The 26060-nt window shown below is 64.8% G+C and carries 23 protein-coding genes and 1 pseudogene; 17 read left to right on the top strand and 7 right to left on the bottom strand.

What is annotated here, in order from left to right; genetic code table 11:
• Window positions 1–95: 95 nt before the first annotated feature.
• Window positions 96–198, bottom strand: a pseudogene (locus YH64_RS30440) (cupin); the annotation flags it as partial.
• A 50-nt stretch (window positions 199–248) separates the two neighbouring features.
• A complete protein-coding gene (locus YH64_RS03000; protein WP_046803973.1) occupies window positions 249–1079 on the bottom strand; it encodes an oxidoreductase in 831 nt (276 codons plus the stop codon).
• A gap of 93 nt (window positions 1080–1172) precedes the next feature.
• On the opposite strand from YH64_RS03000, the gene YH64_RS02995 reads away from it, so the two are divergent.
• The gene (locus tag YH64_RS02995) at window positions 1173–2144 is read left to right on the top strand and encodes an AraC family transcriptional regulator (RefSeq protein WP_046803974.1); all 972 of its coding nucleotides are present in this window, start codon (window positions 1173–1175) and stop codon (window positions 2142–2144) included.
• A 61-nt stretch (window positions 2145–2205) separates the two neighbouring features.
• Here YH64_RS02995 and YH64_RS02990 read toward each other — a convergent pair whose 3' ends face one another.
• The 3 genes from YH64_RS02990 to YH64_RS02980 all read right to left on the bottom strand — a co-directional run bounded on the left by YH64_RS02990 (window position 2206) and on the right by YH64_RS02980 (window position 4667).
• The gene (locus YH64_RS02990) at window positions 2206–2796 is read right to left on the bottom strand and encodes a mobile mystery protein B (RefSeq protein WP_046804052.1); all 591 of its coding nucleotides are present in this window, start codon (window positions 2794–2796) and stop codon (window positions 2206–2208) included.
• The gene (locus YH64_RS02985; protein WP_082134412.1) at window positions 2787–3248 is read right to left on the bottom strand and encodes a mobile mystery protein A; all 462 of its coding nucleotides are present in this window, start codon (window positions 3246–3248) and stop codon (window positions 2787–2789) included. The genes YH64_RS02990 and YH64_RS02985 overlap by 10 nt, the downstream gene beginning before the upstream one ends.
• 225 nt (window positions 3249–3473) lie before the next feature.
• Window positions 3474–4667 (bottom strand): acetylornithine transaminase, encoded by a 1194-nt coding sequence (locus YH64_RS02980; RefSeq protein ID WP_046803976.1) that lies wholly within the window; start codon window positions 4665–4667, stop codon window positions 3474–3476.
• Between the two features lie 215 nt (window positions 4668–4882).
• Between YH64_RS02980 and YH64_RS02975 the strand changes: the two genes are divergently transcribed.
• The 7 genes from YH64_RS02975 to YH64_RS02945 all read left to right on the top strand — a co-directional run bounded on the left by YH64_RS02975 (window position 4883) and on the right by YH64_RS02945 (window position 10810).
• Window positions 4883–5848, top strand: a complete 966-nt coding sequence (locus YH64_RS02975; RefSeq protein ID WP_046803977.1) for a tripartite tricarboxylate transporter substrate binding protein — start codon at window positions 4883–4885, stop codon at window positions 5846–5848.
• Window positions 5849–6031: 183 nt separating this feature from the next.
• Window positions 6032–6805, top strand: coding sequence for an SDR family oxidoreductase (locus YH64_RS02970; protein ID WP_046803978.1), 774 nt, complete (start codon window positions 6032–6034; stop codon window positions 6803–6805).
• A gap of 21 nt (window positions 6806–6826) precedes the next feature.
• Window positions 6827–7729, top strand: a complete 903-nt coding sequence (locus YH64_RS02965; protein ID WP_046803979.1) for a LysR family transcriptional regulator — start codon at window positions 6827–6829, stop codon at window positions 7727–7729.
• 240 nt (window positions 7730–7969) lie between these two features.
• Window positions 7970–8752 (top strand): transporter substrate-binding domain-containing protein, encoded by a 783-nt coding sequence (locus tag YH64_RS02960; protein ID WP_046803980.1) that lies wholly within the window; start codon window positions 7970–7972, stop codon window positions 8750–8752.
• Window positions 8753–8770: 18 nt separating this feature from the next.
• The gene (locus tag YH64_RS02955; protein WP_046803981.1) at window positions 8771–9439 is read left to right on the top strand and encodes an amino acid ABC transporter permease; all 669 of its coding nucleotides are present in this window, start codon (window positions 8771–8773) and stop codon (window positions 9437–9439) included.
• On the top strand, window positions 9436–10092 hold the full coding sequence (locus YH64_RS02950; RefSeq protein ID WP_046803982.1) for an amino acid ABC transporter permease: 657 nt from the start codon (window positions 9436–9438) through the stop codon (window positions 10090–10092). The genes YH64_RS02955 and YH64_RS02950 overlap by 4 nt, the downstream gene beginning before the upstream one ends.
• Window positions 10073–10810 (top strand): amino acid ABC transporter ATP-binding protein, encoded by a 738-nt coding sequence (locus YH64_RS02945; RefSeq protein WP_046803983.1) that lies wholly within the window; start codon window positions 10073–10075, stop codon window positions 10808–10810. The genes YH64_RS02950 and YH64_RS02945 overlap by 20 nt, the downstream gene beginning before the upstream one ends.
• Window positions 10811–10822: 12 nt before the next feature.
• On the opposite strand, the gene YH64_RS02940 is transcribed toward YH64_RS02945, so the two are convergent.
• Window positions 10823–11962 (bottom strand): DSD1 family PLP-dependent enzyme, encoded by a 1140-nt coding sequence (locus tag YH64_RS02940; RefSeq protein ID WP_046803984.1) that lies wholly within the window; start codon window positions 11960–11962, stop codon window positions 10823–10825.
• Between the two features lie 288 nt (window positions 11963–12250).
• Between YH64_RS02940 and YH64_RS02935 the strand changes: the two genes are divergently transcribed.
• The 4 genes from YH64_RS02935 (at window position 12251) to gluQRS (ending at window position 17016) form a co-directional block, all read left to right on the top strand.
• Window positions 12251–13213 (top strand): TAXI family TRAP transporter solute-binding subunit, encoded by a 963-nt coding sequence (locus tag YH64_RS02935; RefSeq protein ID WP_046803985.1) that lies wholly within the window; start codon window positions 12251–12253, stop codon window positions 13211–13213.
• Between the two features lie 121 nt (window positions 13214–13334).
• Window positions 13335–15359 carry a TRAP transporter permease gene (locus YH64_RS02930; RefSeq protein WP_046803986.1) on the top strand — a complete coding sequence of 675 codons (2025 nt, stop codon included), beginning with the start codon at window positions 13335–13337 and terminating at the stop codon, window positions 15357–15359.
• Between the two features lie 263 nt (window positions 15360–15622).
• The gene (locus YH64_RS02925) at window positions 15623–16081 is read left to right on the top strand and encodes a DUF494 family protein (protein WP_006216709.1); all 459 of its coding nucleotides are present in this window, start codon (window positions 15623–15625) and stop codon (window positions 16079–16081) included.
• Between the two features lie 41 nt (window positions 16082–16122).
• The gene (gene gluQRS / locus YH64_RS02920) at window positions 16123–17016 is read left to right on the top strand and encodes a tRNA glutamyl-Q(34) synthetase GluQRS (RefSeq protein ID WP_046803987.1); all 894 of its coding nucleotides are present in this window, start codon (window positions 16123–16125) and stop codon (window positions 17014–17016) included.
• Between the two features lie 7 nt (window positions 17017–17023).
• Here the strand turns inward: gluQRS and YH64_RS02915 are convergent, their stop codons facing one another.
• Window positions 17024–19651 (bottom strand): GDYXXLXY domain-containing protein, encoded by a 2628-nt coding sequence (locus tag YH64_RS02915; protein WP_143215229.1) that lies wholly within the window; start codon window positions 19649–19651, stop codon window positions 17024–17026.
• A 62-nt stretch (window positions 19652–19713) separates the two neighbouring features.
• Between YH64_RS02915 and YH64_RS02910 the strand changes: the two genes are divergently transcribed.
• The 5 genes from YH64_RS02910 to YH64_RS02890 all read left to right on the top strand — a co-directional run bounded on the left by YH64_RS02910 (window position 19714) and on the right by YH64_RS02890 (window position 26058).
• Window positions 19714–22362 (top strand): DNA topoisomerase III, encoded by a 2649-nt coding sequence (locus YH64_RS02910; protein ID WP_046803989.1) that lies wholly within the window; start codon window positions 19714–19716, stop codon window positions 22360–22362.
• A gap of 194 nt (window positions 22363–22556) precedes the next feature.
• A complete protein-coding gene (locus YH64_RS02905; protein WP_046803990.1) occupies window positions 22557–23615 on the top strand; it encodes an ABC transporter substrate-binding protein in 1059 nt (352 codons plus the stop codon).
• Window positions 23615–24385, top strand: coding sequence for an ABC transporter ATP-binding protein (locus tag YH64_RS02900; protein WP_046803991.1), 771 nt, complete (start codon window positions 23615–23617; stop codon window positions 24383–24385). Before YH64_RS02905 ends, YH64_RS02900 begins: the two co-directional genes overlap by 1 nt.
• Before the next feature lie 13 nt (window positions 24386–24398).
• Window positions 24399–25253, top strand: coding sequence for an ABC transporter permease (locus tag YH64_RS02895; protein ID WP_120153330.1), 855 nt, complete (start codon window positions 24399–24401; stop codon window positions 25251–25253).
• Window positions 25254–25278: 25 nt separating this feature from the next.
• Window positions 25279–26058, top strand: a complete 780-nt coding sequence (locus YH64_RS02890; protein WP_046803993.1) for an SDR family oxidoreductase — start codon at window positions 25279–25281, stop codon at window positions 26056–26058.
• The last annotated feature ends 2 nt before the right edge of the window (window positions 26059–26060 follow it).

Below are 26060 nucleotides of genomic sequence, written 5' to 3'. Positions count from 1 at the left end.
TGGTCGAAATAGCATTCAGGAGGCGCAATCGGATGCACTATTCGGAGAAGACCGCTGCAATCGCAAGGCACGCTTCGTTACGCCCCTTTTATTCCATGGCGGCGCGTCCAGCCCCATGGGTTCGGTGTCGCCCTGGTAGGAATGCGCGTCCGGCGCTTCAAGTTCGGTCCAGTGCTTGATGAATTCCGGTCGGCTCATCGGCGGTTCTCCTGGTTGTTCCTATGAAGGCATGTCTTGATTACAGCGTATCAGGCATCCGTCGACACCGTAGTCGCCTCCCACGCTCGAAACTCGTCATCCAACGCAGCAAGCTTGGCTCGCACCAGCATCAGCGCATCGCTGCCCAGCAATAGATGCGCCGGAGGATGGTCGGCCTCGATCGCGGCAAGCATCGCGCGGGCAGCCTTGACCGGGTCGCCAAGTTGCTTGCCGCTTTTCTCTTCACGCGCCTGCCGGATCGGGTCGAAGATGACATCGTAGTCCGGGATGGAACGTGGGGTTCTTGTCATTGAGCGGCCGGCCCAGTCGGTTCGGAAAGAGCCGGGCGCGACCGCGGTGACGGCAATGCCCAAGGGCTTGACCTCTTTGCCCAGGCTTTCCGAAATGCCTTCCAGCGCGAATTTGCTGCCGCAGTAGTAGGCGATTCCCGGCATCGTTATGTGTCCGCCCATCGACGTGATGTTCAGGATATGACCGCGTCGTCGCGCGCGCAGGTAGGGCAGCACTGCCTTCATCATGGCGACGGCGCCGAACACGTTCACGTCGAACTGCCTGCGCATCTCCGATAGCGGCGACTCTTCCAGTACGCCCTCGTGCCCATACCCGGCGTTGTTGACCAGGACGTCGATAGGTCCCACGCTGGTTTCGATTTCCGATACGACGTCGTCAATGCGGTCGAACTGGGTGACGTCCAGCACGCGCCCATAGGCCGCATCGGACAGCGATTCGAAATCGCGCTTCGCGTCTGCGCTTCTTACCGTGCCCACCACCGTGTGCCCGGCGGCCAGCGCTTCTTGCGCCAGCGCGCGGCCGAATCCGCTGCTGACTCCGGTGATCAGGAATATCTTGTTCAACGCCATGTTGCGTCTCCAAAATGCAAAGAGGAGACTGCATACTATTCTTGCCATAGACGACTTATCAGCCCGAATTCGCTGAATTTCTTGCATAAAGCTATGAGCCTAAACGCCGCCTTGACTCAATGTTCGGCCACGCATTCCGATACGCCCAAGCGCACGGTCGCGCTACTGCGCGCCTTGGCGCCCGCCGAAGGCTATAACCTGACCGCGCTGCCCAGCGTGCGCATCCTGCGTTCCGACCGAGCGCTTTCACGCACCCCCGTTTTGTATGACCCCGGCATTGTGATCGTGTGCCAAGGGCGCAAGCGGGGGTACTTTGGCGGGCAGATGTATCAGTACGACGAGGATCACTATCTTGCCGTCTCGGTGCCGGTTCCTTTCAGCATGGAAACCGATGCAACACCGGAACGCCCATTGCTGGCGCTTTATCTGCACCTTGATTTCACTGTGGCTGCCGAGCTGGCCGCGCAGATCGGCAACGCAAGCGCGGGCGATGGGGCGGAGGTGCCCAAGAGCATGATGTCGACTCGGATGGACCACAGGATGCACACCTGCGTTCTGCGCTTTCTTGAAGCCATGCACCAGCCAATTGAAGCCGCCGTGCTGGGCCCGGGCCTGCTGCGCGAACTGTACTTCCGCGTGTTGACCGGGCCACAAGGCGGGGCGATGCGCGAGGCACTGGCGATGCGAGGGCAGTTTGGCAGGATAGGGATGTCGCTACGGCATATTCATGCCGCGTACGCCGAACCGCTTGATGTGACGCAGCTTGCGCAGAAGGCGGGCATGAGCGTTCCCAGCTTCCACAGCCATTTCAAGGCGGTCACGCAAGTGTCCCCGATGCAGTACGTGAAATCGACGCGGCTTCATCAGGCAAGGCTGTTAATGGTGCGCCAGGACTTGACCGCTGAAGCGGCGGGCCACGCCGTAGGCTACACAAGCACATCGCAATTCAGCCGAGAGTTCAAGCGGCTTTTCGGCTTGACGCCGGCGGCCGAGGCGAGACGCATGCGCGAAAGCTTCGCGATTCCTGCGTCGTTTGCCGACGCCACCTATGTGTCGTCGCACTGACGTTGGGGGCTACCGCTTGTCCGGGGTGCCGCGATAGACAGGCCCGCTGGGCAAGGCGCTTTTAGCTGCGAACAAACGCAAGCAGCAAGTGATATTCGCCCTGGTCCGCGGCGCGTAGCGCGTTGAGATAGCGAGTCCGAGCGTTGGAGGCGTTCACAAGATTTCCCGCGCCCCCCCAGGAAAACTGCGCTTGCCCCAGGCTACGTAGAAGAGCGTCAGCCATCATTCGGGAATGCCGCCCGTTGCCGTTTGGGAATGGGTGAATCCAGACCAGGTCGCGGTGAAAGCGGGCAGCGATTTCGTCAGGTGGATAGGCGCCACGCTCGATTCCCCAACGGGTGTTGGCAAGCAGTTGCGATAGACGTGTGCTGACCTGCGTCCAGTCACAACCGATATTCTTGTCCGACCGCCGGAAGGTCCCTGCCCAGCTCCACGTCTGGTCAAACATTTTGGAATGGAGCGTTCGGCAGAATCCTTCGCTTAGAACATCTGGCGAACGAGCCCTTTTCAACCAGCGCACCGCACGCAACAGGTTTTCCTGCTCCCAATCATTCAAGTCGCCCTTGGTGCTCAGGTGCTCGGGGATGAGGCCCGCCCGTTCATCGGGGTCCAGTGGTGTCTGGCCGTCTTGATAGTCAAGATCTAGCGCCATAGCTCGGACCATCGGCCCCGTAGCAGTTCATCGATTCTGCGCTCTACTTGTTTACGGAGTCGGTCCTCTGTTGGGCGCTGGTCTTCGAGGCCCATGGTGTGCGCAACGCCTCCGACCTCTTCCAGCGCGACAGCGCGGGCGCGCTCTTGAACCCTATCCGTGAGCGGCTTGCGAGGCACCAAGGCATAAACAAGTTCGCAATCAAGTCCGTCCGCCAGCTTGCGCAGTTGCCTGAGCGAGATGCGTTCGTCCGCTTCCGCTTGTTCTGATTTATGAAGCGTGGGTGCCGAAATTCCCAAGCGTTCGGCTTGCTGCCGCTGAGTCAAGCCGAGTGACTCCCGGATCAGCTTCAACCAACCGCTAGCAGGCGGTTTTCGCCCCAGCAGGTTTGCGTAAGCAGAGAGCGCGGCCTGCAGTTGTTCCAAGCGAAGTTGGTTGAGTTCGGGGGACATTTTCTAGCCTGTACGCGGTCATAAGTTAGGAAAATATTAGCCTATAGCGCAGCAAAACGGCAGATTTTATTAGCCTATAGTGCAACAGACTTTGCGCGGTTGCTGCACTATAGGCTAATGATGAAGGGTGCGGTCCCCGTCCCCCGCGCCCCCCTAACGCCTGTCCGCGCAAGAAAAAGGGCCGCAAATCCGCGGCCCTTGCTCACTCTTGCCAGCCTGAATCAATCAAGCCTTGCGCACCTGCGCGATCAGCGCGTCCAGTTGCGTCAGCATCAGGTCGATTTCTTCGGCCGTGACGTTCAGCGCGGGCATGAAGCGCAGCAGGTTGGGGCGCGGGGCGTTCAACAGCAGGCCTTGCGGGTTCTGGTTGCGGGCGGCTTCGACGATGGCGGGGCCGTCGTCGCGGTCCATGATCAGGGCGCGCAGCAGGCCTTGGCCGCGTTCGCCCTTCATGCCGTACTTGGCCGACAGGGCCAGCAGGCCTTCGGACAGTTGCTTGGCGCGCGCGTTGACGGCGTCCATGAAGCCCGGGGCGGCCAGGGCGTCGAACACGGCCACGCCCACGGCGGTGGTCAGCGGGTTGCCGTTATACGTACCGCCCTGGTCGCCGTGCGAGAACACGCAGGCGTCCTGGCGGGCCAGCAGCGCGGCCAGCGGCACGCCGCCGCCGATGCCCTTGGCCAGCGTCATGATGTCCGGCGTGACGTCGGAATGCTGGTAGGCGAACATTTTGCCGGTGCGGCCCATGCCGGTCTGGACTTCGTCCACGATCAGCAGCAGCTGGTTCTCGTCGGCCAGCTTGCGCAGGCCCTGCATGAACTCCTTGGTGGCGGGGATGACGCCGCCTTCGCCTTGCACCGGCTCCAGCATGATGGCGACGGTCTTGTCGTCGATCAGCTTCTTCACGGATTCCAGGTCGTTCAATTCTGCCTTGGGGAAGCCTTCGACTTGCGGGGCGAACATCTTGTCCCAGCCCGGCTTGCCCGATGCGGACATCGTGGCCAGCGTGCGGCCGTGGAAGCCGTGGTTCATCGTGATGATCTTGTAGGCGCCGTTCTTCTTGACCTGGCCCCACTTGCGCGCCAGCTTGATGGCGCCTTCGTTGGCTTCGCCGCCGCTGTTGGCGAAGAAGACGCGGTCAAAGCAGGACGCGCCGGTCAGGCGTTGGGCCAGCTCGATCGAGGGAATGTTGTAGAACGCCGGCGACGGGTTCATCAGCTTTTGCGACTGTTCGATCAGCGCGCGCTGCATTTCCGGCGCCGAATGGCCCAGCGTGTTCACCGCCCAGCCCTGCACGAAGTCCAGGTATCGCTTGCCCGCATGATCCTCCAGCCAGGAGCCCTTGCCGCTGACGAACACGAGGTCCGGGCGGGAAGTGATGTCCATGAGGGTGTTGACGTTGAACTGGCTGAATTCCATGGCGGTTCCTGCGGGGTAAGGACAGCGGTGAAGGAAAAACTTCGCGGGCAAAGCGCGAAAAGGCAAATGTAGCACCGACAGAGGGATGCTATCGTGACGCACCCCCCGCCGAATCGCCCCGGGCCGCCTCACAAGGGCCGCCGTTCGGGCGCTCTATTTTATGAGAAGTGGCGCGCCCCTCGCGCGCAGCCCTTGTCGCTTTTTACTGACCGATCATGAAACGTATTCTTTCCAGTCTTGCCGCCGGCTTGGCGCTGGCGGCGGCCGGCGCGCCGGTGCACGCCGAATATCCCGAACGCGCCATCCGCCTGATCGTGCCGTTCCCGCCCGGGCAGGCCACCGACATCTTTGCCCGCGCGCTGGCTGAAAAGCTGGGCGCCGCCGTCAAGCAGCCCATCGTGGTGGAAAACCGCGCCGGCGCGGGCAGCAATATCGGCATGGAACAAGCCATGCGCGCCCCGGCCGATGGCTACACGCTGGTCATCGCGGGTAGCGCCGCCGCCGTCAACCAGACGCTGTACAAGACCATCAACTACAGCCTGACCAAGGATTTCGCGCCGGTGTCGGGCGTGTTCTCGGTGCCGCTGATGTTCCTGGCCACGCCGGCCTCGGGCATCACGTCCCTGAAGCAGCTGGTGACGCAGGCGCGCGCCAATCCGGGCGAACTGGCTTACGCCAGCGCCGGCATCGGCGGCACGCAGCATCTGTCGGCCGAGATGTTCAAGGCGGCGGCCAACATCGATATCCGCCACATTCCGTACAAGGGCAGTGGCCCGGCGCAGGCGGATTTCCTGGGGCACCAGGTGCCGCTGATGGTGGATTCCGTGACCGCGGGCCTGCCGCACGTGCAGAACAAAAAAGCCGTGGCGCTGGCCGTGACCACCGCCAAGCGCCTGCCGCAGTTGCCGGACGTGCCGACGGTGGCCGAATCGGGTTATCCGGGTTTCGAGGCCATCGGCTGGGCCGCCGTGCTGGCCCCGCGCGATACGCCGGCCGACGTCACCAACTACCTGAGCCGTCAGATCGGCGTGGCGCTGAATACGCCGGAGATGCAGAAGTTCCTGCGTGACCGGGGCGCCGAACCGATGCCGCTCAGCCCCGAGGCCACGGGCAAGTTCATTGCCAGCGAAGTGGACAAGTGGGGCCGCGCGGTCAAGCAGTCCGGCGCGCAGGTGGACTAAGCGTTCCTCCTTCCGCCAAAGCCGTCCCTGTTTTGCACGGGACGGCTTTTTTATGGACGCCACCTTGCCCAATGCCGCCGCTTTGGGTGGTTTTTCTGGATAGTGCATCTTGCCGCAGCCGGTTTATCGGTGGGTTGCGCTTGCCTAAGCTCGAAACTCCATCGATTCATGAAGGGGTTTTCCATGGCAGACCATTCCATCAAGGGCAAAGTCGTGCTGATCGCCGGCGGCGCAAAGAACCTGGGCGGCTTGATTGCGCGCGATCTGGCCGCGCACGGCGCCCGCGCCATCGCGATCCACTACAACAGCGCGGCGTCCAAGGCAGCGGCGGACGCGACGGTAGCCGCCGTCGAAGCGGCCGGCGCCAAAGCCGTGGCCTTGCAAGCCGACCTGACAACCGCGGGCGCTGTCGAGAAGCTGTTTGCCGATGCGGTAGCCGCCGTGGGCAAACCGGATATTGCGATCAACACCGTCGGCAAGGTGCTGAAAAAACCGTTCACCGAAATCAGCGAGGCCGAGTACGACGAGATGACGGCGGTCAATTCCAAGACGGCCTTTTTCTTCCTGCGCGAAGCGGGCCGGCACGTCAACGACAACGGCAAGGTCTGCACGCTGGTGACGTCGCTGCTGGGCGCGTTCACGCCGTTCTATGCCGCTTACGCCGGCACCAAGGCGCCGGTCGAGCATTACACCCGCGCCGCGTCCAAGGAGTTCGGCGCGCGCGGGATCTCGGTCACGGCGGTGGGCCCCGGCCCCATGGACACGCCGTTCTTCTACCCGGCCGAAGGCGAGGACGCGGTGGCATATCACAAGACCGCGGCCGCGCTGTCGCCGTTCAGCAAGACGGGCTTGACCGACATTGAAGACGTCGTGCCCTTCATTCGCCACCTGGTCAGCGACGGCTGGTGGATCACGGGCCAGACTATTTTGATCAACGGCGGCTACACCACCAAGTAAGTAGCCGCTAATCTGTCGGGCATGGACCGATTCGACCAGTACCGCGTATTCGCCCAAGTCGCCGAGATGGGCAGCTTCATCAAGGCCGCCAACGCGCTGAACGCACCTCGCGCGTCGGTGTCCGCGGCCATCCAGCAACTGGAGGCCCAACTTGGCGTACGCCTGCTGCACCGCACGACGCGGCAGGTGCGGCTGACGGCCGACGGCGAACAATTGCTGGCGCGCGTGCAGCCGCTGCTGGCGGACGTGGAAGACATCGACCAGTTGTTCCATGCCAGCCAGTTGCAGGCCTCGGGCAGATTAAGCATCGACGTGCCCAGCCGGGTGGCGCGCCGCCTGATCGCGCCCGCGCTGCCCAGCCTGCTGCGCCGCCATCCCCGCCTGGTGTTGGCGTTGACCTCGACCGACCGCGCCATCGACCTGGTGCAGGAAGGCGTGGATTGCGCCGTACGAATCGGCGCGCTGGCCGATAGCAGCCTGGTGGTGCGGCCGCTGGGTCGAATCGCCCTGATCAACTGCGCCAGCCCCGGCTACCTGCGCGAACACAGCGAGCCGCGCAAACCCGCCGACCTGTCGGAAGGGCACTGGACGGTGGGCTATGCCTCCCCGAAGACGCGCCGCGAGCTGCCTTGGGAATTTCATGCCGACGACGGGCACATCGCGCAACCGCGCAGCCGCGTGATCGTGGACAACGCCGAAAACTACATCGCCTGCTGTCTGGCGGGGATGGGGCTGATCCAGATACCGCGCTTTGACGTGCAGCATCTGCTGGATGCCGGCGAGCTGGTGGAAGTGATGCCGGCGTTTCGCGCAGCGCCGATGCCGGTGTCGCTGATCTACCCGCATCGACGCCAGCGCACGCGGCGCCTGACCGTGTTCCAGGATTGGTTTGAATCGCTGATGCGGCCCCATCTGGAGGCCTGAAACCCGCGCATGCCGCCCATGCCGCGCTTGCCGGGCGAGCCAAAGCGGTGCGAAACGCGCTCGCCGCCGGCGCACCCGCCGCACCAAAACGGGGCGGCGCGCGGCGGCCGAGCAACGCATCCGCAGCGCCACCGCGCGCCATGCGTAATGGCACGGAACTTGCTTTTCCAGCTTTGTATACCGAATCGGTGTGCAACGCGTCGACCCGTCCCGGGCGATGCGCGCCCTGGAGAGTTCCTCATGAACCGTAGAACCCTGTTGTTGTCCCTTTGCACCGCCGCCAGCCTGCTGGCCGCGCCGCTGACGCACGCCGACACGTTGGATGACATCGTCAAAGCCGGCACCATCAAGATCGCCGTGCCGCAGGACTTCCCGCCGTTCGGCTCGGTGGGCGCCGACATGAAGCCGCTGGGCTATGACATCGATACGGCCGCGCTGATCGCCAAGCAATTGGGCGTGAAGCTGGAACTGGTGCCGGTCACCAGCGCCAATCGCGTGCCTTACTTGCAGACCCGCAAGGTGGACCTGGTGATCTCCAGCCTGGGCAAGAATGCGGAACGCGAAAAAGCCATCGATTTTTCCGACGCCTACGCGCCGTTCTTCAATGGCGTGTTCGGCCCGGCGGATTTGAAGGTGTCGTCGGCGGCGGACCTGGCCGGCAAGACCATCGGCGTCACGCGTGGCGCGGTCGAAGACATCGAGCTGTCGAAGATCGCCCCGGCCTCGGCCACCCTGAAGCGCTATGAAGACAACAACGGCACCATCACCGCCTTCCTGTCGGGCCAGGTGCCGATGATTGCCACGGGCAACGTGGTGGCGGCCGCCATCCTGGCGCGCAACCCGCCCAAGAAACCCGAGACGAAATTCCTGATCAAGAATTCGCCGTGCTACATCGGCATGAACAAGGACGAGCCCAAGCTGCGCGCCAAGGTCAACGACATTCTGGCCGCCGCCAAGCGTGACGGCTCGTTGTCGGCGATTTCGCAGAAGTGGCTGGGGGCCGAGCTGCCCAAGGACCTGTAAGTTCCGACGGCGGCCATCATGGCTTACCAATACGACTTCGCGTCGGTATTCGACTACACGCCGGTGCTATTGAAAGGCATCGGCGTGACGGTGGAACTGATCGCTTTCGGCGCGGTGGCGGGCGTGGCGCTGGGCATCGCCTGCGCCTGGGTCCGCACGCAGGGGCCGCGCGGGCTGCGCGCGCCCGTGGCCGCCTATGTCGAGGTGATACGCAACACGCCGTTCCTGATCCAGCTGTTCTTCGTGTTCTTCGGCCTGCCATCGCTGGGTGTGCAGCTGGGCGAGATGCAGGCGGCGTGCCTGGCGATGGCGCTGAACCTGGGCGCCTACAGCGCCGAGATCATCCGCGCGGGCATCGACGCCACGCCCAAAGGGCAGTACGAGGCGGGCGCCAGCCTGGCGATGACGCGCTTTCAGGTGTTCCGGCACGTGGTGCTGAAGCCCGCCTTGAAACGCATCTGGCCGGCGCTGTCGTCGCAGATCGTGATTGTGATGCTGGGCTCGGCAGTGTGCTCGCAGATTGCGGCCGAAGACCTGACCTTTGCCGCCAACTTCATCCAGTCGCGCAATTTCCGCGCGTTTGAGGTGTACCTGGTCACCACCGGCATCTACCTGGTGCTGGCCATTGTCCTGCGCCAGTTGCTGCGCCTGGCGGGCTGGCGACTGTTTCGCAAGGCGGCGCGATGATTGAATTTTCAATGTGGGACATCGTCCGCAACCTGCTGCTGGCCGCGCGCTGGACGGTGGTGCTGTCGCTGGTGGCGTTCGTGGGCGGCGCGCTGATGGGCATGCTGGCGCTGATGATGCGCACGTCGCGCGTGGCGCTGATGCGCCGCGCCAGCTGGGCGTATATCGAACTGTTCCAGGGCACGCCGCTGTTGATGCAGCTGTTCCTGGCGTTCTTCGGGCTGTCGCTGCTGGGGCTGGAAGTGCCGCCCTGGCTGGCAGCGGGCGCCGCGCTGACGCTGTGGTCGGGCGCGTTCCTGGCCGAGATCTGGCGTGGCTGCGTGGAAGCCATTCCAAAAGGCCAGTGGGAAGCGTCCGCCAGCCTGGCGCTGGGCTACGTGCAGCAGATGCGCTACGTGGTGCTGCCGCAGGCGCTGCGCATCGCCATTGCGCCCACCGTCGGCTTCGCCGTGCAGATCGTCAAGAGCACGGCGCTGACCTCCATCATCGGGTTCACCGAGCTGTCCAAGGCCAGCACGGTGATCACCAACGCCACGTTCAGTCCCTTCACCGTCTACGCCTGCGCCGCGCTGATCTACTTCGCGCTGTGCTGGCCCCTGTCGCGCCTTAGCCTCCGGCTGGAAAGGAAGTTGCATGCCCCTCATCGCCCTTGAAGACGTCCGCAAGAAATTCGGCGACAACGAAGTCCTGAAGGGGGTGACGCTGCGCGTTGAACCCGGCGAGGTCATCGCCATCATCGGCAAGAGCGGCTCGGGCAAGAGCACGCTGCTGCGCTGCGTGAACGGGTTGGAGCAGATTGACGGCGGCGCCATCATGGTGGCCGACGCGCAGTTGGGCGACGACGAGCTGCGGCTGCGCGCGCTGCGGCTCAAGGTTGGCATGATCTTCCAGCAGTTCAACCTGTTTCCGCACCTGACGGTGGGGCGCAACGTGATGCTGTCGCCCATGGTGGCCAAGCGCATGCCGGAAGCGGACGCGGCCGACATGGCGCGCGCCATGCTGACGCGCGTGGGGCTGGCGCACAAGTTCGATGCGTGGCCCGAGGAACTGTCCGGCGGTCAGCAACAGCGCGTGGCGATTGCGCGCGCGTTGGCGATGCAGCCGCTGGCGCTGCTGTGCGACGAAATCACATCGGCGCTGGACCCGGAGCTGGTCAATGAAGTGCTGGCGGTGGTGCGCGAACTGGCGGCCGACGGCATGACGCTGCTGATGGTCACGCACGAGATGCGCTTTGCGCGCGAGGTCTGCGACCGCGTCGTCTTCATGCACCAGGGCCGCGTGCATGAGATCGGGCCGCCCGAGGAGTTGTTCGCATCGCCCGCCACCCCCGAACTGCGGCAATTCCTGGGGATGACGAACCTGGCGATGTGACGGGAAGCGCGATCAGCGCGAAAAGCCGCGCGCGGCGATTTCCCAAATGTCCTGCACCACGCCATCGCGCACCACGACCAGGCCGTCATGCAGATTGAATGTAGGGTCCACGTGCGAGGGCACCAGGCGCAGCACGTCGCCCAGCGCTGGCGCGGTGGCGCCGGGCGCGACACGCACCACGCCATGTTCATCATTGATGGCGGCGTAGGTCAGGCCGGACGCGTCGAAGACGGCGGGCGGGCCGCATTCGGCGGTGGTCGATTTCAGACCCGCGTCCAGGATGACGCGCTCGGGCGCGGGCACGCTCATGACGGTGGACAGCACGAACAGGCTGTTCTGGAACGTAAGCGGGCCGTCCCAATCGTTGGCGCCGTAATCGCCATCCATGAACGCGTACGAGCCCGCTTGCAGTTCGGTGTAGACGCCGCTTGCCGCATCGAATTCCGCGCTGCCCGTGCCGCCGCCGGTGATGATGTCGCACGCGATGCCGCTTTCGCGCAGCAGCTGGGCGTAAGACGCGGCGATGCGCGCGGCCTGGCGGCAGATCCGCGCGCGTTCTTCGCGCGTACGGGCGTGCTGCACCGAGCCGTGATAGGCCTGAAGGCCCACGAAGTCCACGCCGGGAAGATCGCGCGCCTGTTGCGCCAGCGCCAGCACCAGGGCGTCGTCCGAGACGCCGCAACGCCCTTGTCCGACGTCCACTTCGACCAGCACATCGATCTGGGCGCCGGCTTGCACCATGGCTTGGGAAATGTCCGCCAGGTTTTTCGCGTTATCCACGCAGACGCTCAGCTTGGCCACGCGCGCCAGCTGGCCCAGCAGGGCCAGCTTGGCCGGCCCGACGACTTCGTTACTGATGTGGATGTCGTGGATGCCGGCCGCCACGAAAGGCAGCGCTTCGCTGACCTTCTGGCAGCAGATGCCGCGCGCGCCCAGTGCCAGTTGGCGCCGCGCGATCTCGGGACATTTGTGCGCCTTGGCGTGCGGGCGCAGGGCGACTTCGTGGCGGTCCGCCCAGGCCTGCATGGCGCGCAGGTTGGCCTCGAAGGGGCCCAGGTCCAGCACCAGGCTGGGCGTGTCGACGCGGGCCAACGGGTCGCCCGGTTGCGCGGGCGGGGGCAGCGCTATGCCGCGTATGACTTCCTGGGACATCGAGGTAACTCCGTGATCTACAGCGCGTGGGATGTAACCGCCAGCGGCGACACCATAACTAAAGCACGACCTTCCATAACCCCAAGGCTTATTCACCCCCAGGTAAACGATAGCTCCGTAACCATTGGCTACGGATGCCCCGCATGCCAGAATTTCAACATGAAAACGGCCCCCAAGGGGAGGCCCATTTTTGTGCCCGGACGGCGCTTTTATTGAACCGCCCGCCACAGGAATGACAAGACGATTTCCGTCACAAGAACCCTACCTGACAACACCGGAGAAGCTCGCATGAAACTCAAACACTGGATCACCGCCCTGACCGTCGCGGTTGCCGCCGTCGGCACCGTGGGTTCCGCACAGGCCCAGCAGTTCTTCCGCATCGGCACGGGCGGCACGGCCGGCACGTACTACCCCATCGGCGGCATCATCGCCAACGCCGTGTCGCAGCCGGGCAAGCTGGTTGCCACGGCCGTGGCGTCCAACGGGTCGGTGGCCAACATCAACGGCATTCTGGGCGGCTCGTTCGAAGCCGGCTTCACGCAGTCGGACGTGGCGTACTGGGCCTATAGCGGCACGGGCACGTTCGAAGGCAAGCCCAAGGCGCAAGACCTGCGCCTGATCGCCACGTTGTATCCCGAGAGCATCCACCTGGTGACGCGCAAGGGCGCGGGCATCAAGAGCGTGGCTGACCTGAAGGGCAAGCGCGTGTCGATGGACGAACCGGGCTCGGGCACGCTGGTTGACGTGCGCCTGATCCTGGGCGCCTACGGCATGACCGACAAGGACATCAAGGCCGAATACCTGAAGCCGAACCAGGCGGGCGACAAGCTCAAGGACGGCGGGCTGGACGCGTTCTTCTTCGTGGGCGGTGCGCCGGCCGGCGCCATCGCCGAACTGGCCTCCAGCGGCGCGGGCATCGAAATCGTGCCGCTGGTCGGCCCGGAAATCGACGCGCTGCGCGCCAAGCAGGAGTTCTTCACGCCCGACACCATCGCCGCCAACACGTATCAGAACGTGGGCGAGGTCAAGACCATCTCGGTCAATGCGCAAATGGTCACGTCGGCCAAGCTGCCGGAACAGGTCGTGTATGACGTCACCAAGGCGCTGTACAGCGACGCCACGCGCAAGACGCTGGACAACGGCCACGCCAAGGGCAAGCTGATCACGCGCGAAAACGCCATCAAGGGCGCCGGCATCCCGTTCCACCCGGGCGCCGAGAAGTTCTACAAGGAAATCGGCTTGTTGAAGTAAGCCCAAGCCGTACTCGCGACGGCGATACGCCGGCGCGCCGGGTACCCCCCGGTGTTGCGCCGGCATTGCGCAGGGCCGCCTCGTGCGGCCCTGTTTGCGGATTCACCTGAGAAATACGTCGATGGAAATAGACCACGAAAAGACCCAGCAACTGGCGGAAAAGTACGATTCCGAAATCCGCTTCCGGCCCCTGGACAAGACCGCCACCTGGATCGTCTCGGGCCTGCTGGTCACGCTCTCGATCTTTCATTACTACACCGCGGGCTTTGGCCTGCTGCGCGAGGCCACGCATCGCGGCGTGCACCTGGCGTTTGTGCTCAGCCTGATTTTCCTGGTGTTCGGCTTTTCGAAGTCGCACTATCAGCGCGAGCCGAAGTCCACCTGGTACGCCCCCGGCGGCATCCCGCTGTATGACTGGATCATCGCCGTGGCGCTGGCGCTGTCGGTCATGTACATCCCGTACATCTTCGAAGACCTGGCGTTCCGCGTGGGCAATCCGCTGCCCATCGACGTGTTCATGGGGTCCATCCTGCTGATCGGCCTGCTGGAAGCCACGCGCCGCGCCATGGGCTGGCCGCTGCCGATCATCGCCCTGGTGTTCATGGCCTACGCCATGTTCGGACCGTATTTCCCCGGGCTGCTGCAACACGCGGGCAACACCTGGTCCCAGATCGTCAACCACATGTACCTGACGAGCCAGGGCGTGTACGGCGTGGCGGTCGGGGTGGTGGCGACCTACGTGTTCCACTTCGTGCTGTTCGGCGTGCTGGCCACCCGCATCGGGCTGGGCCAGTTGTTCCTGGACGTGGCCTCGACCATTGCCGGCCGCTATGCGGGCGGCCCGGCCAAGGTGTCGGTGTTTGGCTCGGCCATGTTCGGCATGTTGTCCGGATCATCGGTGGCCAACGCGGTCACGGTGGGGTCGCTGACCATTCCCGCGATGATCCGCGTGGGCTATCCGCGCCACTTCGCGGCCGGGGTCGAAGCCGCCAGCAGCACGGGTGGGCAGATCACGCCGCCCATCATGGGCGCGGCCGCGTTCCTGATGATCGAATTTTTGGGCATCCCGTACCAGCAGATTGCCATCGCCGGCATTTTCCCGGCCTTCCTGTACTTCTTCGGCCTGTTCATGCAGGTGCACTTCGAGGCCAAGCGCGAGGGGCTGCGCGGCCTGACGGCCGAGGAAATGCCCAAGCTGAAGCAATCGATCAAGATGCGCTGGCCGACCTTGATCCCGCTGTTCCTGCTGATCGGCGTGCTGGCCAGCGGCCGCACACCGTACCTGGCGGCGTTCGCGGGCATCACCGGCTGCATCCTGGTGGGGCTGCTGAATCCGTATCAGCGCTTGCGTTGGCGTGACCTGTACGAAGCCTTCGAGACCGGCGCCAAGTACGCGCTGGCCGTGGGCGCGGCCGCCGGCACGGTGGGTATCGTGATCGGTGTGGTGACGCTGACCGGCGTGGGCTTCAAGGTGTCGTACATCGTGATCTCGGCGGCGCAGTCCATCGCCGGCGTGGCCTCGGTGGTGATTCCGGAAGCCATCGCGAACACGCAGTCGCTGACCTTGGTGGCGGCGTTGATCATGACGGGCATCGTCTGCATCCTGATGGGCTGCGGCATTCCCACCACGGCCAACTACCTGATCATGGTGGCGGTGGCCGCTCCCACCCTGGTGCAACTGGGCGTGCAGCCGATTGCGGCGCACTTCTTCGTGTTCTATTTCGGCATCCTGGCGGACATTACGCCACCGGTGGCGCTGGCGGCCTACGCGGCGGCGGGCATGGCGGGCAGTGACCCGTTCAAGACCGGCAACACGGCATTCAGGCTGGGCATCACCAAGCTGATCGTGCCGTTCGTGTTCGTGTTTTCGCCGTCGCTGCTGATTTCGGTGCAAGGCTTTACCTGGTACGACTTCTTCGTCACGCTGATCGGCTGCATGGTGGGCCTGGTGCTGCTGTCGGCGGCGTTCTCGCGTTACATGCTGGTTGGCATGAAAAGTTGGGAACGGTGGCTGTGCACGCTGGGCGCGTTGCTGACCATCGTGCCGGGCGTGACCAGCGGCGTGATCGGGCTGGCCCTCTGCATCCCGGTGTTCATCCACCAGCTTGCCGGACTGAAGCTGGAGAACGCGGCCAAGGCAGCCTGAGAAGCCGCCTTGCCGGGGCGACCCGGCCAGGCAGAAAAAACAGGGGCGGACCTGAGTGTCCGCCCCTGTTTTCTTTTGCACAATCGCGCATTTTGGCAGCAAATACGGGCAGAATGGGGGCCGTCCACGACAGGGTGACGCCATACAACATTCCGCCTTTTCGCCGGTTGCCCGGCTAAATAAATCAGCGTAAAGTAAAATTCATGTTTGCTGGTCTGCCGATATGCGGGCCGACTGTGCAAACAGGCACAACACTGCGCCATATGTTCGATATCCTGGTTTATCTGTTCGAGAATTACTACACGCCGCAAGCCTGTCCTGCGGCCGATGTGCTCGCAAAGCGGCTAGCCGCCGCCGGTTTCGAGCACGAAGACATCGACGACGCGCTCGGTTGGCTGTATGGCCTTGCCGAGACCACCGAACGATGTGTCGACCTCGCTCAGGCGCCCAACACCGGAACCCGGATCTACACCGACAACGAATACAGCCAGCTCGGCTCCGAATCCATTGGCTTCATCGCCTTCCTGGAATCGGCCGGCGTGCTGCCGGCGCCCCTGCGTGAGATCGTCATCGACCGAGGCCTGGCTTCGCCCGAAACGCCCGTGCCGCTATCCAAGATCAAGATCATCGCCCTCATGGTTCTCTGGAGCCAGGAAGCCGAGATCGACAACCTGGTCCTGGAAGAGCTGCTGGACGAAGAGGGCGTACGGTTGTTGCATTGACCCGGCGCGCAGGCTCTTTGCAGTTGCTGTGACCGGTTGCGATGCCGTACGTAGGCCGATTCGCCCCCAGCCCTAGCGGCCCGCTGCACGCGGGCTCGCTGGTGGCCGCGCTGGCCAGTTGGCTGGATGCGCGCGCCCACGGCGGGCGCTGGCTGCTGCGCATCGAAGACGTGGACACGCCGCGTACCGTGGCGGGGGCCGCCGACACGATCATGGCGCAACTGCGCGCATTGGGCTTGCACTGGGACGGCGACGTCCTGTGGCAGTCCCAGCGCAACGCCGCCTATCAATCCGCGTTCGACTCGCTTGACGCCCGTGGCCTGATCTACGGCTGCGGCTGCACGCGCCGTGAAATCGCCGATTCCGCATTGCGGGGCCAGACCGTGCCTGGCGCCGACGGCGAACGCCCCTACCCGGGCACCTGCCGCCACGGCCTGCCGCCTGGGCGCCAGGCGCGTGCTTGGCGCTTGCGGGTGCCCGACGGCGTTGAACATTTCGAAGACCGCTGGCTGGGTCCGCAAGAGCAGGACGTGGCTGCCGCCGTGGGCGACTTTGCCTTGCGGCGCGCCGACGGCTTGTGGGCGTATCAATTGGCGGTGGTGGTGGACGACGCGGAGCAGGGCGTAACCGACGTGGTGCGCGGCGCGGATCTGCTCAGTTCCACGGCGCGCCAGCGCGTGCTGGGCCGCCTGCTGGGCTTGCCGCCGCTGCGCTATCTGCACGTGCCGCTGATTCTGGATGCGGGCAGCGGCTTGAAGCTGTCCAAGCAGAACGGCGCGCCCCCCATCGACACCGGCGCACCGCTGGCCGCGCTGCAAGAAGCGTGGCGCGGTTTGGGTTTTGCGCCCATCGCGGCAACCGACCGGGAAGGCTTCCTGTCGGCAGCCACCGCGCACTGGGCGCGGCGCTTTCCGCTGTCATCCACTACAAATTAGTGTGCCGCTACAGTGGTTGCAGGTCTTCGCCCAGCATCCGCACCAGCAAGGCTTCGCCGTTTTCCGCCACGCGCAGTTCGCCATACCGTGCCACTTCAAAGCGCTTGGCCTCGCCCTCCTGGAAGAACCAGGCGTTGGTGACGATACGCACACCGCGATCGCGGACGCGGTATCGCAACGGCACCTCGGTCGGTGCATGCGGCTGCACGTCCGGCTGGATGCGCAACGGCGTGGCCACGCCGCGCGAATCGGCTTGCAGCATCACATAGCCGTCGGGTTCGAACCCCATCAGCGAATCCTCGTCCGCCAGGCGATCACCCCCCAGCCGCAAGCGGGTGATGTCGCGGCTGGCGGCGAAATTCAGCGCCATGTAGTCGCCCTGCATCAACGAACGGGGATCGACCGGCGCCAGTTCCAGAATCACCACCTTGCCGGTAGCCAGCAGCTTTTCGCGCTGCCAGATGCCGCCATTGGCCACCACCAGCACCAGCGCCAGACCGCCCAGAATGGCCAGCGTGCGCCAGCGCAGCGGGCCGGACACCGGCGGTAGCGGCGCGCGCCGGTCGGGCGCCTGCGTACGCATCAGTCGGGGCACCAGCCAGACCAGGCCTCGCAGCACGAACAACAGCAAGGCGCCTCCGCCCAGCCACAGCGCCTTTTGCAGCAAGGGCACATCCAGCTGGTAGTAATAGACGCCCAGATAAGCCAGCAGGCTGAGCACGCCGAAGATCACCAGCCGCAGCTGGTTCAGCCCAAAGCCCAGCAACAGCCAGGCCAGCGCAAAGCCCACGCCCGGGCTGGGCAGCCAGAAAAGCGCCAGGGCCAGCAAGGCGATGGGCACGCCCCAGGTCACGCCACCCGTCAGCACGTGGCGGCGCGGCCATAGCACCGCCAGCGCGGCGGCGGCCGGCAGCAGCGCACCGGCCACCACCAGCAACGCGCCCTGGGGATTCAGCTTCAACATGGCCGGCAGGTGCAGGGCCGAGATGCCGCCCGCCAGCCAGACCATGCCTTGCACGGACAGCAGGAAGGCCCACGCCAGCGGCTCCATCGCGTGGCCGCGCTTGCCGCCCACACGATGGCTCCAGGTCAGGATGACGGCCGTGGCCCAGGCGCCGATCACGGCAATCGGCAGCCAGACGAAGCCGGCGCGGCCCGCGTCGAAGTACAGCCAGGCGTCCAGCAGGTCGTCGCGCATCAACTCCGGGGACAGGCCGCGCCAGATCAGGGCGGCGCCCGCCGCCGCGATCAACAGGCCCGATAGAAAACGCAGGATCACATCCGGCCCCAGCGCGTAGACCACTGCCGCCAGCAGCAATACAAATAAGCAGGCGCTGGTGAACGATGTGGAACTGGACAGCCCGTAGATGATGAGGATCTGGCCCGTGAAGGCCATCGCGGTGCCGCATTGGCGCCAGAATGGTCCGGCGTCGCTGCGCAGCACCGCCACGCCCGCGCCGCACAAAACCAGCCCGGCCACCAGCGCGCCTTCTTCCGACGTCACGATGCCCGAGAACGCCACGAACACCAGCAGCAGCAAAGTGGCCAGCCAGGCGCTCAGGCCCAGCAGGCATTGCACATACCAGGGCGGCTCGGCATGCGGCATGGCGGCAGGGGCCAGTTGCACGACGGGGGTGCCGGCATCGCCGGATTCGACCGCGTTGCCCGCCGACGCGGCGGCCGGTTCGGCATCGGCGGTGACCAAGGCGGCGTCGGGTTCGGCGGCCAGCTTGCGCAACCAGCGCGCGGCCAGCACGGCCTCGGCCATGAGCAGGGCGGCCAGGGGCAGCGCAGCCCATACGCCGGGCTCCAGCCGCAACAGCCATTCGCCCACCACCCGCAGGGACACGCAGATGACGCCCGCCGCCAGCATGGCCAGAATGACCAGGTCGCGCCGGCCGCGCTGATAGTAAAAGCCCAGCCCCAGCGTCGCGGCCAGCCAGGCGATGCCGTTAAGCGAGCCCACCCCGCGCAGGATGAAGTCCCCGAACATCAGGGACAGCACCAGGGCGCTGATGGCGATGAAGGCCAAGACGCGCGGCCCGATCAGCGTGCTGGCCCGCCAGCGGCGCGCCGCCAGTTCCCAGCCCAACAGCAGCGTCAGGTTTAGCGCGGCCATGATGAGGTTGGGCAGGCCCGAGCCGTCATAGAGGGCATACCAGGTGAAGACGCGTTCGCCCAGCCACAACGCGGCCGCCACATTCAGCACCAGCGCCCACAACAGCCACACCGCCTGGCTGGCCGAAGCCAGCGCCCAGGGCAGCAGCAGAACCGCCCACCAGGCGAACAATTCCCAGGTATCGGCGCCAGTCTGGTAAGTTTGACCCAATAACGCGAGCAAGGCGCCCAGCAAGATGCCGGCCAATGCCAGAAGCGCGCCGGGGACGCTGCGCCGCACGCCAGGCGAGGCCCGAAGGCGCAAACCGGCCCAGGCCGCCGCCAACGCCGAGATCGCCAGCAAACCCTGCGTGCCGGCAAAGCGTTGCACTTTTGTCATGTCTTGCCAGTTGGCGGCAACCCAGCAAATCGCAGCGCTGCCCAGCAGCAAAACGCCTAGCCACAAGGTGCTTCGCGCCAAGAATTGACGCCAAGCGTGCAGTTCGGATCCCGCTTGCCTTTCAGTGCCGACTTGCATCTGGCGAATCTCCGATCTTATTATCCGCGCTACTAAGGCGGGACTACCGCCACTGGATACACATGAATAAAACGCTGATTATTGCCGAGAAGCCCTCGGTGGCCCTTGATATATCACGCGCCTTGGGAGGCTTTGCGCGCGAGGGCGACTATTTTGAAAGCGAACGTTACGTACTCGCATCCAGCATCGGCCATTTGCTGAGCTTGGTCGCGCCCAATGATCCGGTCAAGGGAAAGTGGAGCTTCGCGCACCTGCCCGTGATTCCGCCGGAATTCGAACTCGGCCCCACCGACAAGAAGTCGGCGGAACGCCTGAAGCTGCTGGTCCGCCTGGCCAAGCGCAAGGACGTGGATTCGATCATCAACGCCTGTGACGCGGGACGCGAGGGCGAACTGATCTTCCGCTACATCATTCAGTATGCGGGTGTGAAAAAGCCGATTCAGCGCCTCTGGCTGCAATCGATGACGCAGGCCGCCATCCGCGAAGCCTTCGCCAACCTGCGCGACGACGTGCAGCTCAAGCCGCTGGAAGCGGCCGCCCGCTCGCGCGCTGAAGCCGACTGGCTGGTCGGCATCAACGGCACGCGCGCCATGACCGCCTTCAACAGCAAGGACGGCGGCTTCTTCAAGACGCCGGTGGGCCGGGTGCAAACGCCCACGCTGGCCATCGTGGCCGAGCGCGAAGAGCGCATCCGCCGCTTCGTGCCCCGCGACTACTGGGAAGTGCGCGCCACCTTCATCGCCGCCGCCGGCCTGTACGAAGGCCGCTGGATCGACCCCCAATTCAAGAAAGACGACCGCGACCCGGAAAAGCGTGAATCGCGCCTGTGGTCCGCCGCCGCCGCGCAAAGCGTGGTGGCAGCCTGCCGCGACCAGCCGGGCAACGTCACCGAAGAATCCAAGCCGTCGACCCAGATGTCGCCGGCCCTGTACGACCTGACGTCGTTGCAGCGCGAGGCCAACGGCCGTTTCGGCTTTTCGGCCAAGACCACGCTGTCGCTGGCCCAGACCCTGTACGAACGCCACAAGGCGCTGACCTATCCGCGTACCGATTCGCGCTACCTGCCCGAGGACTACATCACCACGGTGCAGGAAACGATGCGCGCGCTGGCCACGGGCGGCTCGAACGCCGTGGGCGGCCTGTCGCGCCACGCGGGCACCGTCGTCAGCCAGCAGTGGGTGAAGCCCAACCGCCGCATCTTCGACAACAAGAAGGTGTCGGATCACTTTGCCATCATCCCCACGCTGCAAATCCCGCACGACCTGAGCGAAGCCGAGGCCAAGCTGTACGACCTGGTGCTCAAGCGCTTCCTGGCCGTGTTCTTCCCGGCGGCCGAATACCGCGTCACCACGCGCCTGACCGAAGTGCAGGGGCATCGCTTCCGCACCGACGGCAAGGTGCTGGTCACCCCGGGCTGGCTGGCCGTGTACGGCAAGGAAGCCCAAGGCGAAGACGCCAACCTGGTGCCGGTTGCCGATGGCGAAACGGTGCGCACGGAAGACGTCGAAGCCGTGGGCCTCTCGACCAAACCGCCCGCCCGCTTTAACGAAGGCACCTTGTTGTCCGCCATGGAAGGCGCCGGCAAGCTGGTGGACGACGAAGAACTGCGCGAAGCCATGTCCGAACGCGGCCTGGGTACGCCGGCCACACGCGCCGCCATCATCGAAGGCCTGCTCAACGAGGTGTACCTGCGCCGCGAAGGCCGCGACCTGGTGCCCACCGCCAAGGCGCGCCAGCTGATGACGCTGCTGTCCGGCCTGGATGTGACCGAACTGACCTCGCCCGAACTGACGGGCGAATGGGAACACAAGCTCAAGCAGATCGAGCAGGGCGGCCTGGGCCGCGAGGCCTTCATGCGCGAAATCGCGCAGATGACCCAGGTGATCGTCAAGCGCGCCAAGGAATACGAGCGCGACACGGTGCCCGGCGACTACGCCACCTTGCAAACGCCGTGCCCCAAGTGCGGCGCGGTGGTCAAGGAAAACTATCGCCGCTTTGCCTGCACCGCCTGCGATTTCTCGATTGGCAAGCATCCGGGCGGCCGCACGTTCGAACTGCCGGAAGTCGAAGAGCTGCTGGCCAAGCGCGAGATCGGTCCGCTGCAAGGCTTCATCAGCAAGATGGGCCGTCCGTTTGCCGCCATTCTGCGTATCAGCGACGAGTACAAGCTGGAATTCGACTTCGGCCAGAACGACGAAGACGACACCGAAGCGGTGGACTTCTCCGGCCACACGCCGGTCGGCCCCTGCCCCAAGTGCCAGTCGCGCGTGTTCGAGCACGGCATGAGCTACGTTTGCGAAAAGTCGGTCGGGCCTGAGAAGACCTGCGACTTCCGCTCGGGCAAGGTCATCCTGCAACAGGAGATCTCGGCCGAACAGATGGGCAAGCTGCTGACCACCGGCCGCACCGACCTCTTGGACGGCTTTGTGTCCAGCCGCACGAACCGCAAGTTCAAGGCATTCCTGGTGCGTCAGCCCGACGGCAAGATCGGCTTCGAGTTCGAGCCGCGTCCTGAAAAACCGGGTCGCGCCCCGTCCAAGACCGCCTCGAAGACGGCGACGAAGACCGCAGCGAAGACGGCAGCGAAAAAAGCGCCGGCCAAGAAAGCGGCGGTGAAGAAAACCGCAACTAAGACAGCCACCAAGACGGCCACCAAGACCGCCGCCAAGAAGGCAGTCAAAAAGGCCGCGCCGAAGAAAACCGCTTCGTAACGGGAATCCAGGCGCGACGAAAAGGGCGGAGCCACTCGCCCCTGATCACGCCTGATCCCGTACCCGGCTGCCATTTGCCGACCCACGCCCGGACAACCCGGGCGTTTTCCATTGTTGGGCCGCACACGCTGGGGTATTGTTTACGCCAAACAGCGCCACCCAAAGCGCCAACCAAAAATCAATTCGAGGACGACATGACCCACAGCCCCCGCTTCACCACGCGCCGCCGCATCCTGACCGCCGCCGGCGCCCTGGCCGGTGTCGCCTTGCTTGACGGGCGCGTTGCCTTTGCCCAGCCCAAGCTGGGCCGCGTCGTCTACGGACAAGGCAGCATCGATCCCTTTTTTGCGGCCGGCTACGTGGCGCTCAAGAAGGGCTACTTCAACGAAGGCGGCCTGGACGTTGAATACCTGAATTCGCAAAGCGGCCCGCGCACCAACCAGCTGCTGGCGGCCGGCCAGATCGTGTTCGGCGCCACCGCCGCCACGGCCGCCCCCGCGCTGACCATTGCCGGCAAGGCCGCCACGCTGGTGTTCGGCTTTGACCGCAAGCTGACGTACGCCAACATCATCGTGCGCCGCGAAGACTTCGAAAGCGGCAAGATCAAGTCGTTGAAAGACCTGGCCGGCAAGCGCGTCGGCGCCACGCAACCGCAGTCCAGCACCTGGCTGATGGCGCTGTACCTGATGCAGAAAGCCGGCGTGGCCGACAAGGTCGACATCCGGCCCCTGGGCGATCTGGCCACGATGCTGGGCGCGCTCAAGACCGGCTCGGTATCCGCCAGCATGGCCACCATGTCGATGATGGAACAGGCTCGCCAGGAAGGCTGGGGCGTGCCGATTTTCGACGCCACCACCGAAGCCTCGTGGAACGAATTCATGGGCGGCGACGTGCCAGGCATTGCCGCGTTGACGCTGCAAGACACCATCCAGAAGCGCCCGGAAGTGGTGCAGGCCTTCGTCAGCGCAATGGTCAAGGCGCAGGACTTCATCACCGCCACCCCGGCCTCGGGCATCGCCGACGTCATCTACGACGACTACCTCAGCGCGTTCCCGCGCGCCGCCATCGAGAAAACGCTGGGCGTCTACAAAGACACGGTGTTCTTGAAAGACAACATCATCACCGAAGACGCATACAACCGCATGACGGCCATCATGGGCGACGGCCGCCAGTTTTCCAATGACGAAATCAAGACCGTGCCCTATGCCAAATGCGTGAACATGAGCTTCGTGCGCAAAGCGCGGGGCCTTTGATGATTACGCTGGACAAGGTCGGCAAGGCGTACCAGTCACGCCAGGGCACGACGCATGCGGTGGGCAACGTCAGCCTGACCATCGAAGCGGGTGAATTCGTCTCCATCGTCGGCCCCTCGGGCTGCGGCAAGAGCACGCTGCTGAACATGATCGCCGGCTTTTTGCGGCCCACCACCGGCAGCATCCACGTGGATGGCCGGCAAGTGGACGGGCAGGTGCCGCCAGCACTGGGCTACATCTTTCAGAAAGACACCTTGCTGCCGTGGTTCAGCGTCAAGAAGAACGTGGCGCTGGGGCTGAAGTTTCACGGCGTGGCCGCCGACAAGATCGCGCAGCGCGTGGCCGAACTGCTTGAGCTTGGCCACCTGACCGACTTCGCCGACGCCTTTCCGCACCAGCTGTCGGGCGGCATGCGGCGGCGCGTGGCGCTGTTGATGAGCCTGGCTGTCGAGCCGCGCATCCTGCTGCTGGACGAGCCCTTTGGCGCGCTGGACACACACACCAAGACGCACCTGCATCGCGAGCTGATGGAGATCTGGCGCAAGCTGGGCCAGACCATCGTGATGGTCACGCACGACCTGGACGAAGCCATCCTGCTGTCGGACCGCGTGGTGGTGCTGTCCGGCCCGCCCAGCCGCGTGCTGCTCGATGAACGCATCCGCATCCCGCATCCGCGCGACGTGTTCACGCTGCGTGAAACGCCGCAGTTCGTCGCCCATGTGCAAAGCCTCTGGAGCGTGCTGGGCCAGCAGTTCCGCGCCGCCGCCTGATTCTTCCTGCCCCATGATTCCGACTGAAACCTCAAATTCCTTGCAAGACCAGCTACGGCTGGACCGCCGCGCCGGCATCAAGCGCCGAGTCCGCATCACGTTGTGGCAGGTGCTGATTCTTGCCGTCATTCTTGGGTCATGGGAAACGCTGACGCGCATTCCGTGGTTCACGCAGAACACCTTGTTCGACCCCTTCTTCATCAGCCAGCCGTCCCGCGTGGCGGTGCGTTTGTGGGAATGGCTGCAACCCGGCCCGCGCTCGGTGTGGCCGCATCTTTGGCTGACCTTGCAAGCCACGATGGTGGGGCTGGTGGTGGGGGTGGGCAGCGGCTTTATCGTCGGCATGACGCTTAGCCGCAGCCGCTTCCTGGCCGACGTCTTCAACCCGTTCATCGTGGCGTTCAACTCGATGCCGCGCATCGCCTTCGTGCCCCTCATCACCATGTTCTTCGGCCTGGGGCTGGCTTCCAAGGTGGTGACATCGTGGTTCGTGGTGTTCTTCCTGGTGTTCTTCAACACCTACAAGGGCGGGCGCAGCGTCGAGCGTGAATTGGTGGACTTCTGCCGCACGCTGGGCGGCTCGCCGCGCCAGATCCTGTGGCGGGTGCGCATACCCACCGCCGCGGCCTGGACGTTCGCCGCCTTGCCCAACGCCATCAGCTTTGCGTTGATTGGCGTGGTGCTGGCCGAATTCGTCGGGTCGACCACGGGCATGGGCTACCTGATGATCACCGCGCTGGCCACCTTGAACGCCACCGACATGTTCGCGGCCGTAACGCTGCTGTCCATCGTTGGTATCGCGCTGGTTTATTGTGTGACCTGGCTGGAACGGCGGCTGCTGCATTGGGCGCCGGAATTCAGGGAATGACCATGGAACATTCGGGACAGCATTGATGAGCACTCTTCCCTATTTGCGTAACTTCGACCTGACGGGCCAGGTGGCGCTGATAACCGGGTCCGCGCGCGGGCTGGGCTTTTGCATTGCGCGCGCGTTGGCCGGCTGCGGCGCGCGCGTGTTGATCAACGGCCGCAACAGCGCGTCGGTGGACGCCGCCGTGGCCGAGCTGGCCGATGCGGGCCTGGACGCGCATGCCTTGCCGTTCGACGTCAGCAACGACGCCGACATGGCGCGCGCCTTTCAACGCATCGACGACGAGCATGGCCGGCTGGACGTGCTGGTCAACAACGTGGGCGCACGCAACCGCAAGACGCTGCGCGACACAACGCCGGCCGAAATCCGAGAATTGATCGATACCGATCTGGTGGCCGGCATGCTGCTGGCCAAGTTCGCGGCCGAACGCATGGTGCGCCAGGGCGGCGGGCGCCTGATCGCGATCACGTCGGTGGTGGGGGAATTGGCGAGGGCGGGCGACGCGGTCTATCCCGCCGCCAAGCAGGGTTTGACGGGCATGGTGCGCGCGCTGGCGGCAGAATTTGGCGGCCAGCACATCACCAGCAACGCCATCGCGCCGGGCACGTTCGCCACGGAAACCAACGCGGCCATGGTGGCGGACCCGAACTTCGGCCCGCGCATCGCCGCGCGCAATCCAACGGGCCGGTGGGGCGAGCCGGAAGAAATCGCCGGCGCGGCGGTGTTCCTGGCGTCACCGGCCGCGTCCTACGTGAACGGGCACGTGCTGGTGGTGGACGGCGGCCTGTCGATCCAGTTCTAGGC

This window comes from Achromobacter sp. LC458, assembly GCF_001005835.2.
GTDB classification, from domain to species: domain Bacteria; phylum Pseudomonadota; class Gammaproteobacteria; order Burkholderiales; family Burkholderiaceae_B; genus Achromobacter; species Achromobacter spanius_B.
Note: the sequence above shows the minus strand (reverse complement) of the source record. Positions and strands in the feature narration are given on the sequence as shown.

Excerpts from the sequence above, each read along its gene's own strand:
- YH64_RS03000 (WP_046803973.1), bottom strand. The coding sequence starts at position 1,079 with ATGGCGTTGAACAAGATATTCCTGATCACCGGAGTCAGCAGCGGATTC.
- YH64_RS02995 (WP_046803974.1), top strand. The coding sequence starts at position 1,173 with ATGAGCCTAAACGCCGCCTTGACTCAATGTTCGGCCACGCATTCCGAT.
- YH64_RS02990 (WP_046804052.1), bottom strand. The coding sequence starts at position 2,796 with ATGGCGCTAGATCTTGACTATCAAGACGGCCAGACACCACTGGACCCC.
- YH64_RS02985 (WP_082134412.1), bottom strand. The coding sequence starts at position 3,248 with ATGTCCCCCGAACTCAACCAACTTCGCTTGGAACAACTGCAGGCCGCG.
- YH64_RS02980 (WP_046803976.1), bottom strand. The coding sequence starts at position 4,667 with ATGGAATTCAGCCAGTTCAACGTCAACACCCTCATGGACATCACTTCC.
- YH64_RS02975 (WP_046803977.1), top strand. The coding sequence starts at position 4,883 with ATGAAACGTATTCTTTCCAGTCTTGCCGCCGGCTTGGCGCTGGCGGCG.
- YH64_RS02970 (WP_046803978.1), top strand. The coding sequence starts at position 6,032 with ATGGCAGACCATTCCATCAAGGGCAAAGTCGTGCTGATCGCCGGCGGC.
- YH64_RS02965 (WP_046803979.1), top strand. The coding sequence starts at position 6,827 with ATGGACCGATTCGACCAGTACCGCGTATTCGCCCAAGTCGCCGAGATG.
- YH64_RS02960 (WP_046803980.1), top strand. The coding sequence starts at position 7,970 with ATGAACCGTAGAACCCTGTTGTTGTCCCTTTGCACCGCCGCCAGCCTG.
- YH64_RS02955 (WP_046803981.1), top strand. The coding sequence starts at position 8,771 with ATGGCTTACCAATACGACTTCGCGTCGGTATTCGACTACACGCCGGTG.
- YH64_RS02950 (WP_046803982.1), top strand. The coding sequence starts at position 9,436 with ATGATTGAATTTTCAATGTGGGACATCGTCCGCAACCTGCTGCTGGCC.
- YH64_RS02945 (WP_046803983.1), top strand. The coding sequence starts at position 10,073 with ATGCCCCTCATCGCCCTTGAAGACGTCCGCAAGAAATTCGGCGACAAC.
- YH64_RS02940 (WP_046803984.1), bottom strand. The coding sequence starts at position 11,962 with ATGTCCCAGGAAGTCATACGCGGCATAGCGCTGCCCCCGCCCGCGCAA.
- YH64_RS02935 (WP_046803985.1), top strand. The coding sequence starts at position 12,251 with ATGAAACTCAAACACTGGATCACCGCCCTGACCGTCGCGGTTGCCGCC.
- YH64_RS02930 (WP_046803986.1), top strand. The coding sequence starts at position 13,335 with ATGGAAATAGACCACGAAAAGACCCAGCAACTGGCGGAAAAGTACGAT.
- YH64_RS02925 (WP_006216709.1), top strand. The coding sequence starts at position 15,623 with ATGTTCGATATCCTGGTTTATCTGTTCGAGAATTACTACACGCCGCAA.
- gluQRS (WP_046803987.1), top strand. The coding sequence starts at position 16,123 with ATGCCGTACGTAGGCCGATTCGCCCCCAGCCCTAGCGGCCCGCTGCAC.
- YH64_RS02915 (WP_143215229.1), bottom strand. The coding sequence starts at position 19,651 with ATGCAAGTCGGCACTGAAAGGCAAGCGGGATCCGAACTGCACGCTTGG.
- YH64_RS02910 (WP_046803989.1), top strand. The coding sequence starts at position 19,714 with ATGAATAAAACGCTGATTATTGCCGAGAAGCCCTCGGTGGCCCTTGAT.
- YH64_RS02905 (WP_046803990.1), top strand. The coding sequence starts at position 22,557 with ATGACCCACAGCCCCCGCTTCACCACGCGCCGCCGCATCCTGACCGCC.
- YH64_RS02900 (WP_046803991.1), top strand. The coding sequence starts at position 23,615 with ATGATTACGCTGGACAAGGTCGGCAAGGCGTACCAGTCACGCCAGGGC.
- YH64_RS02895 (WP_120153330.1), top strand. The coding sequence starts at position 24,399 with ATGATTCCGACTGAAACCTCAAATTCCTTGCAAGACCAGCTACGGCTG.
- YH64_RS02890 (WP_046803993.1), top strand. The coding sequence starts at position 25,279 with ATGAGCACTCTTCCCTATTTGCGTAACTTCGACCTGACGGGCCAGGTG.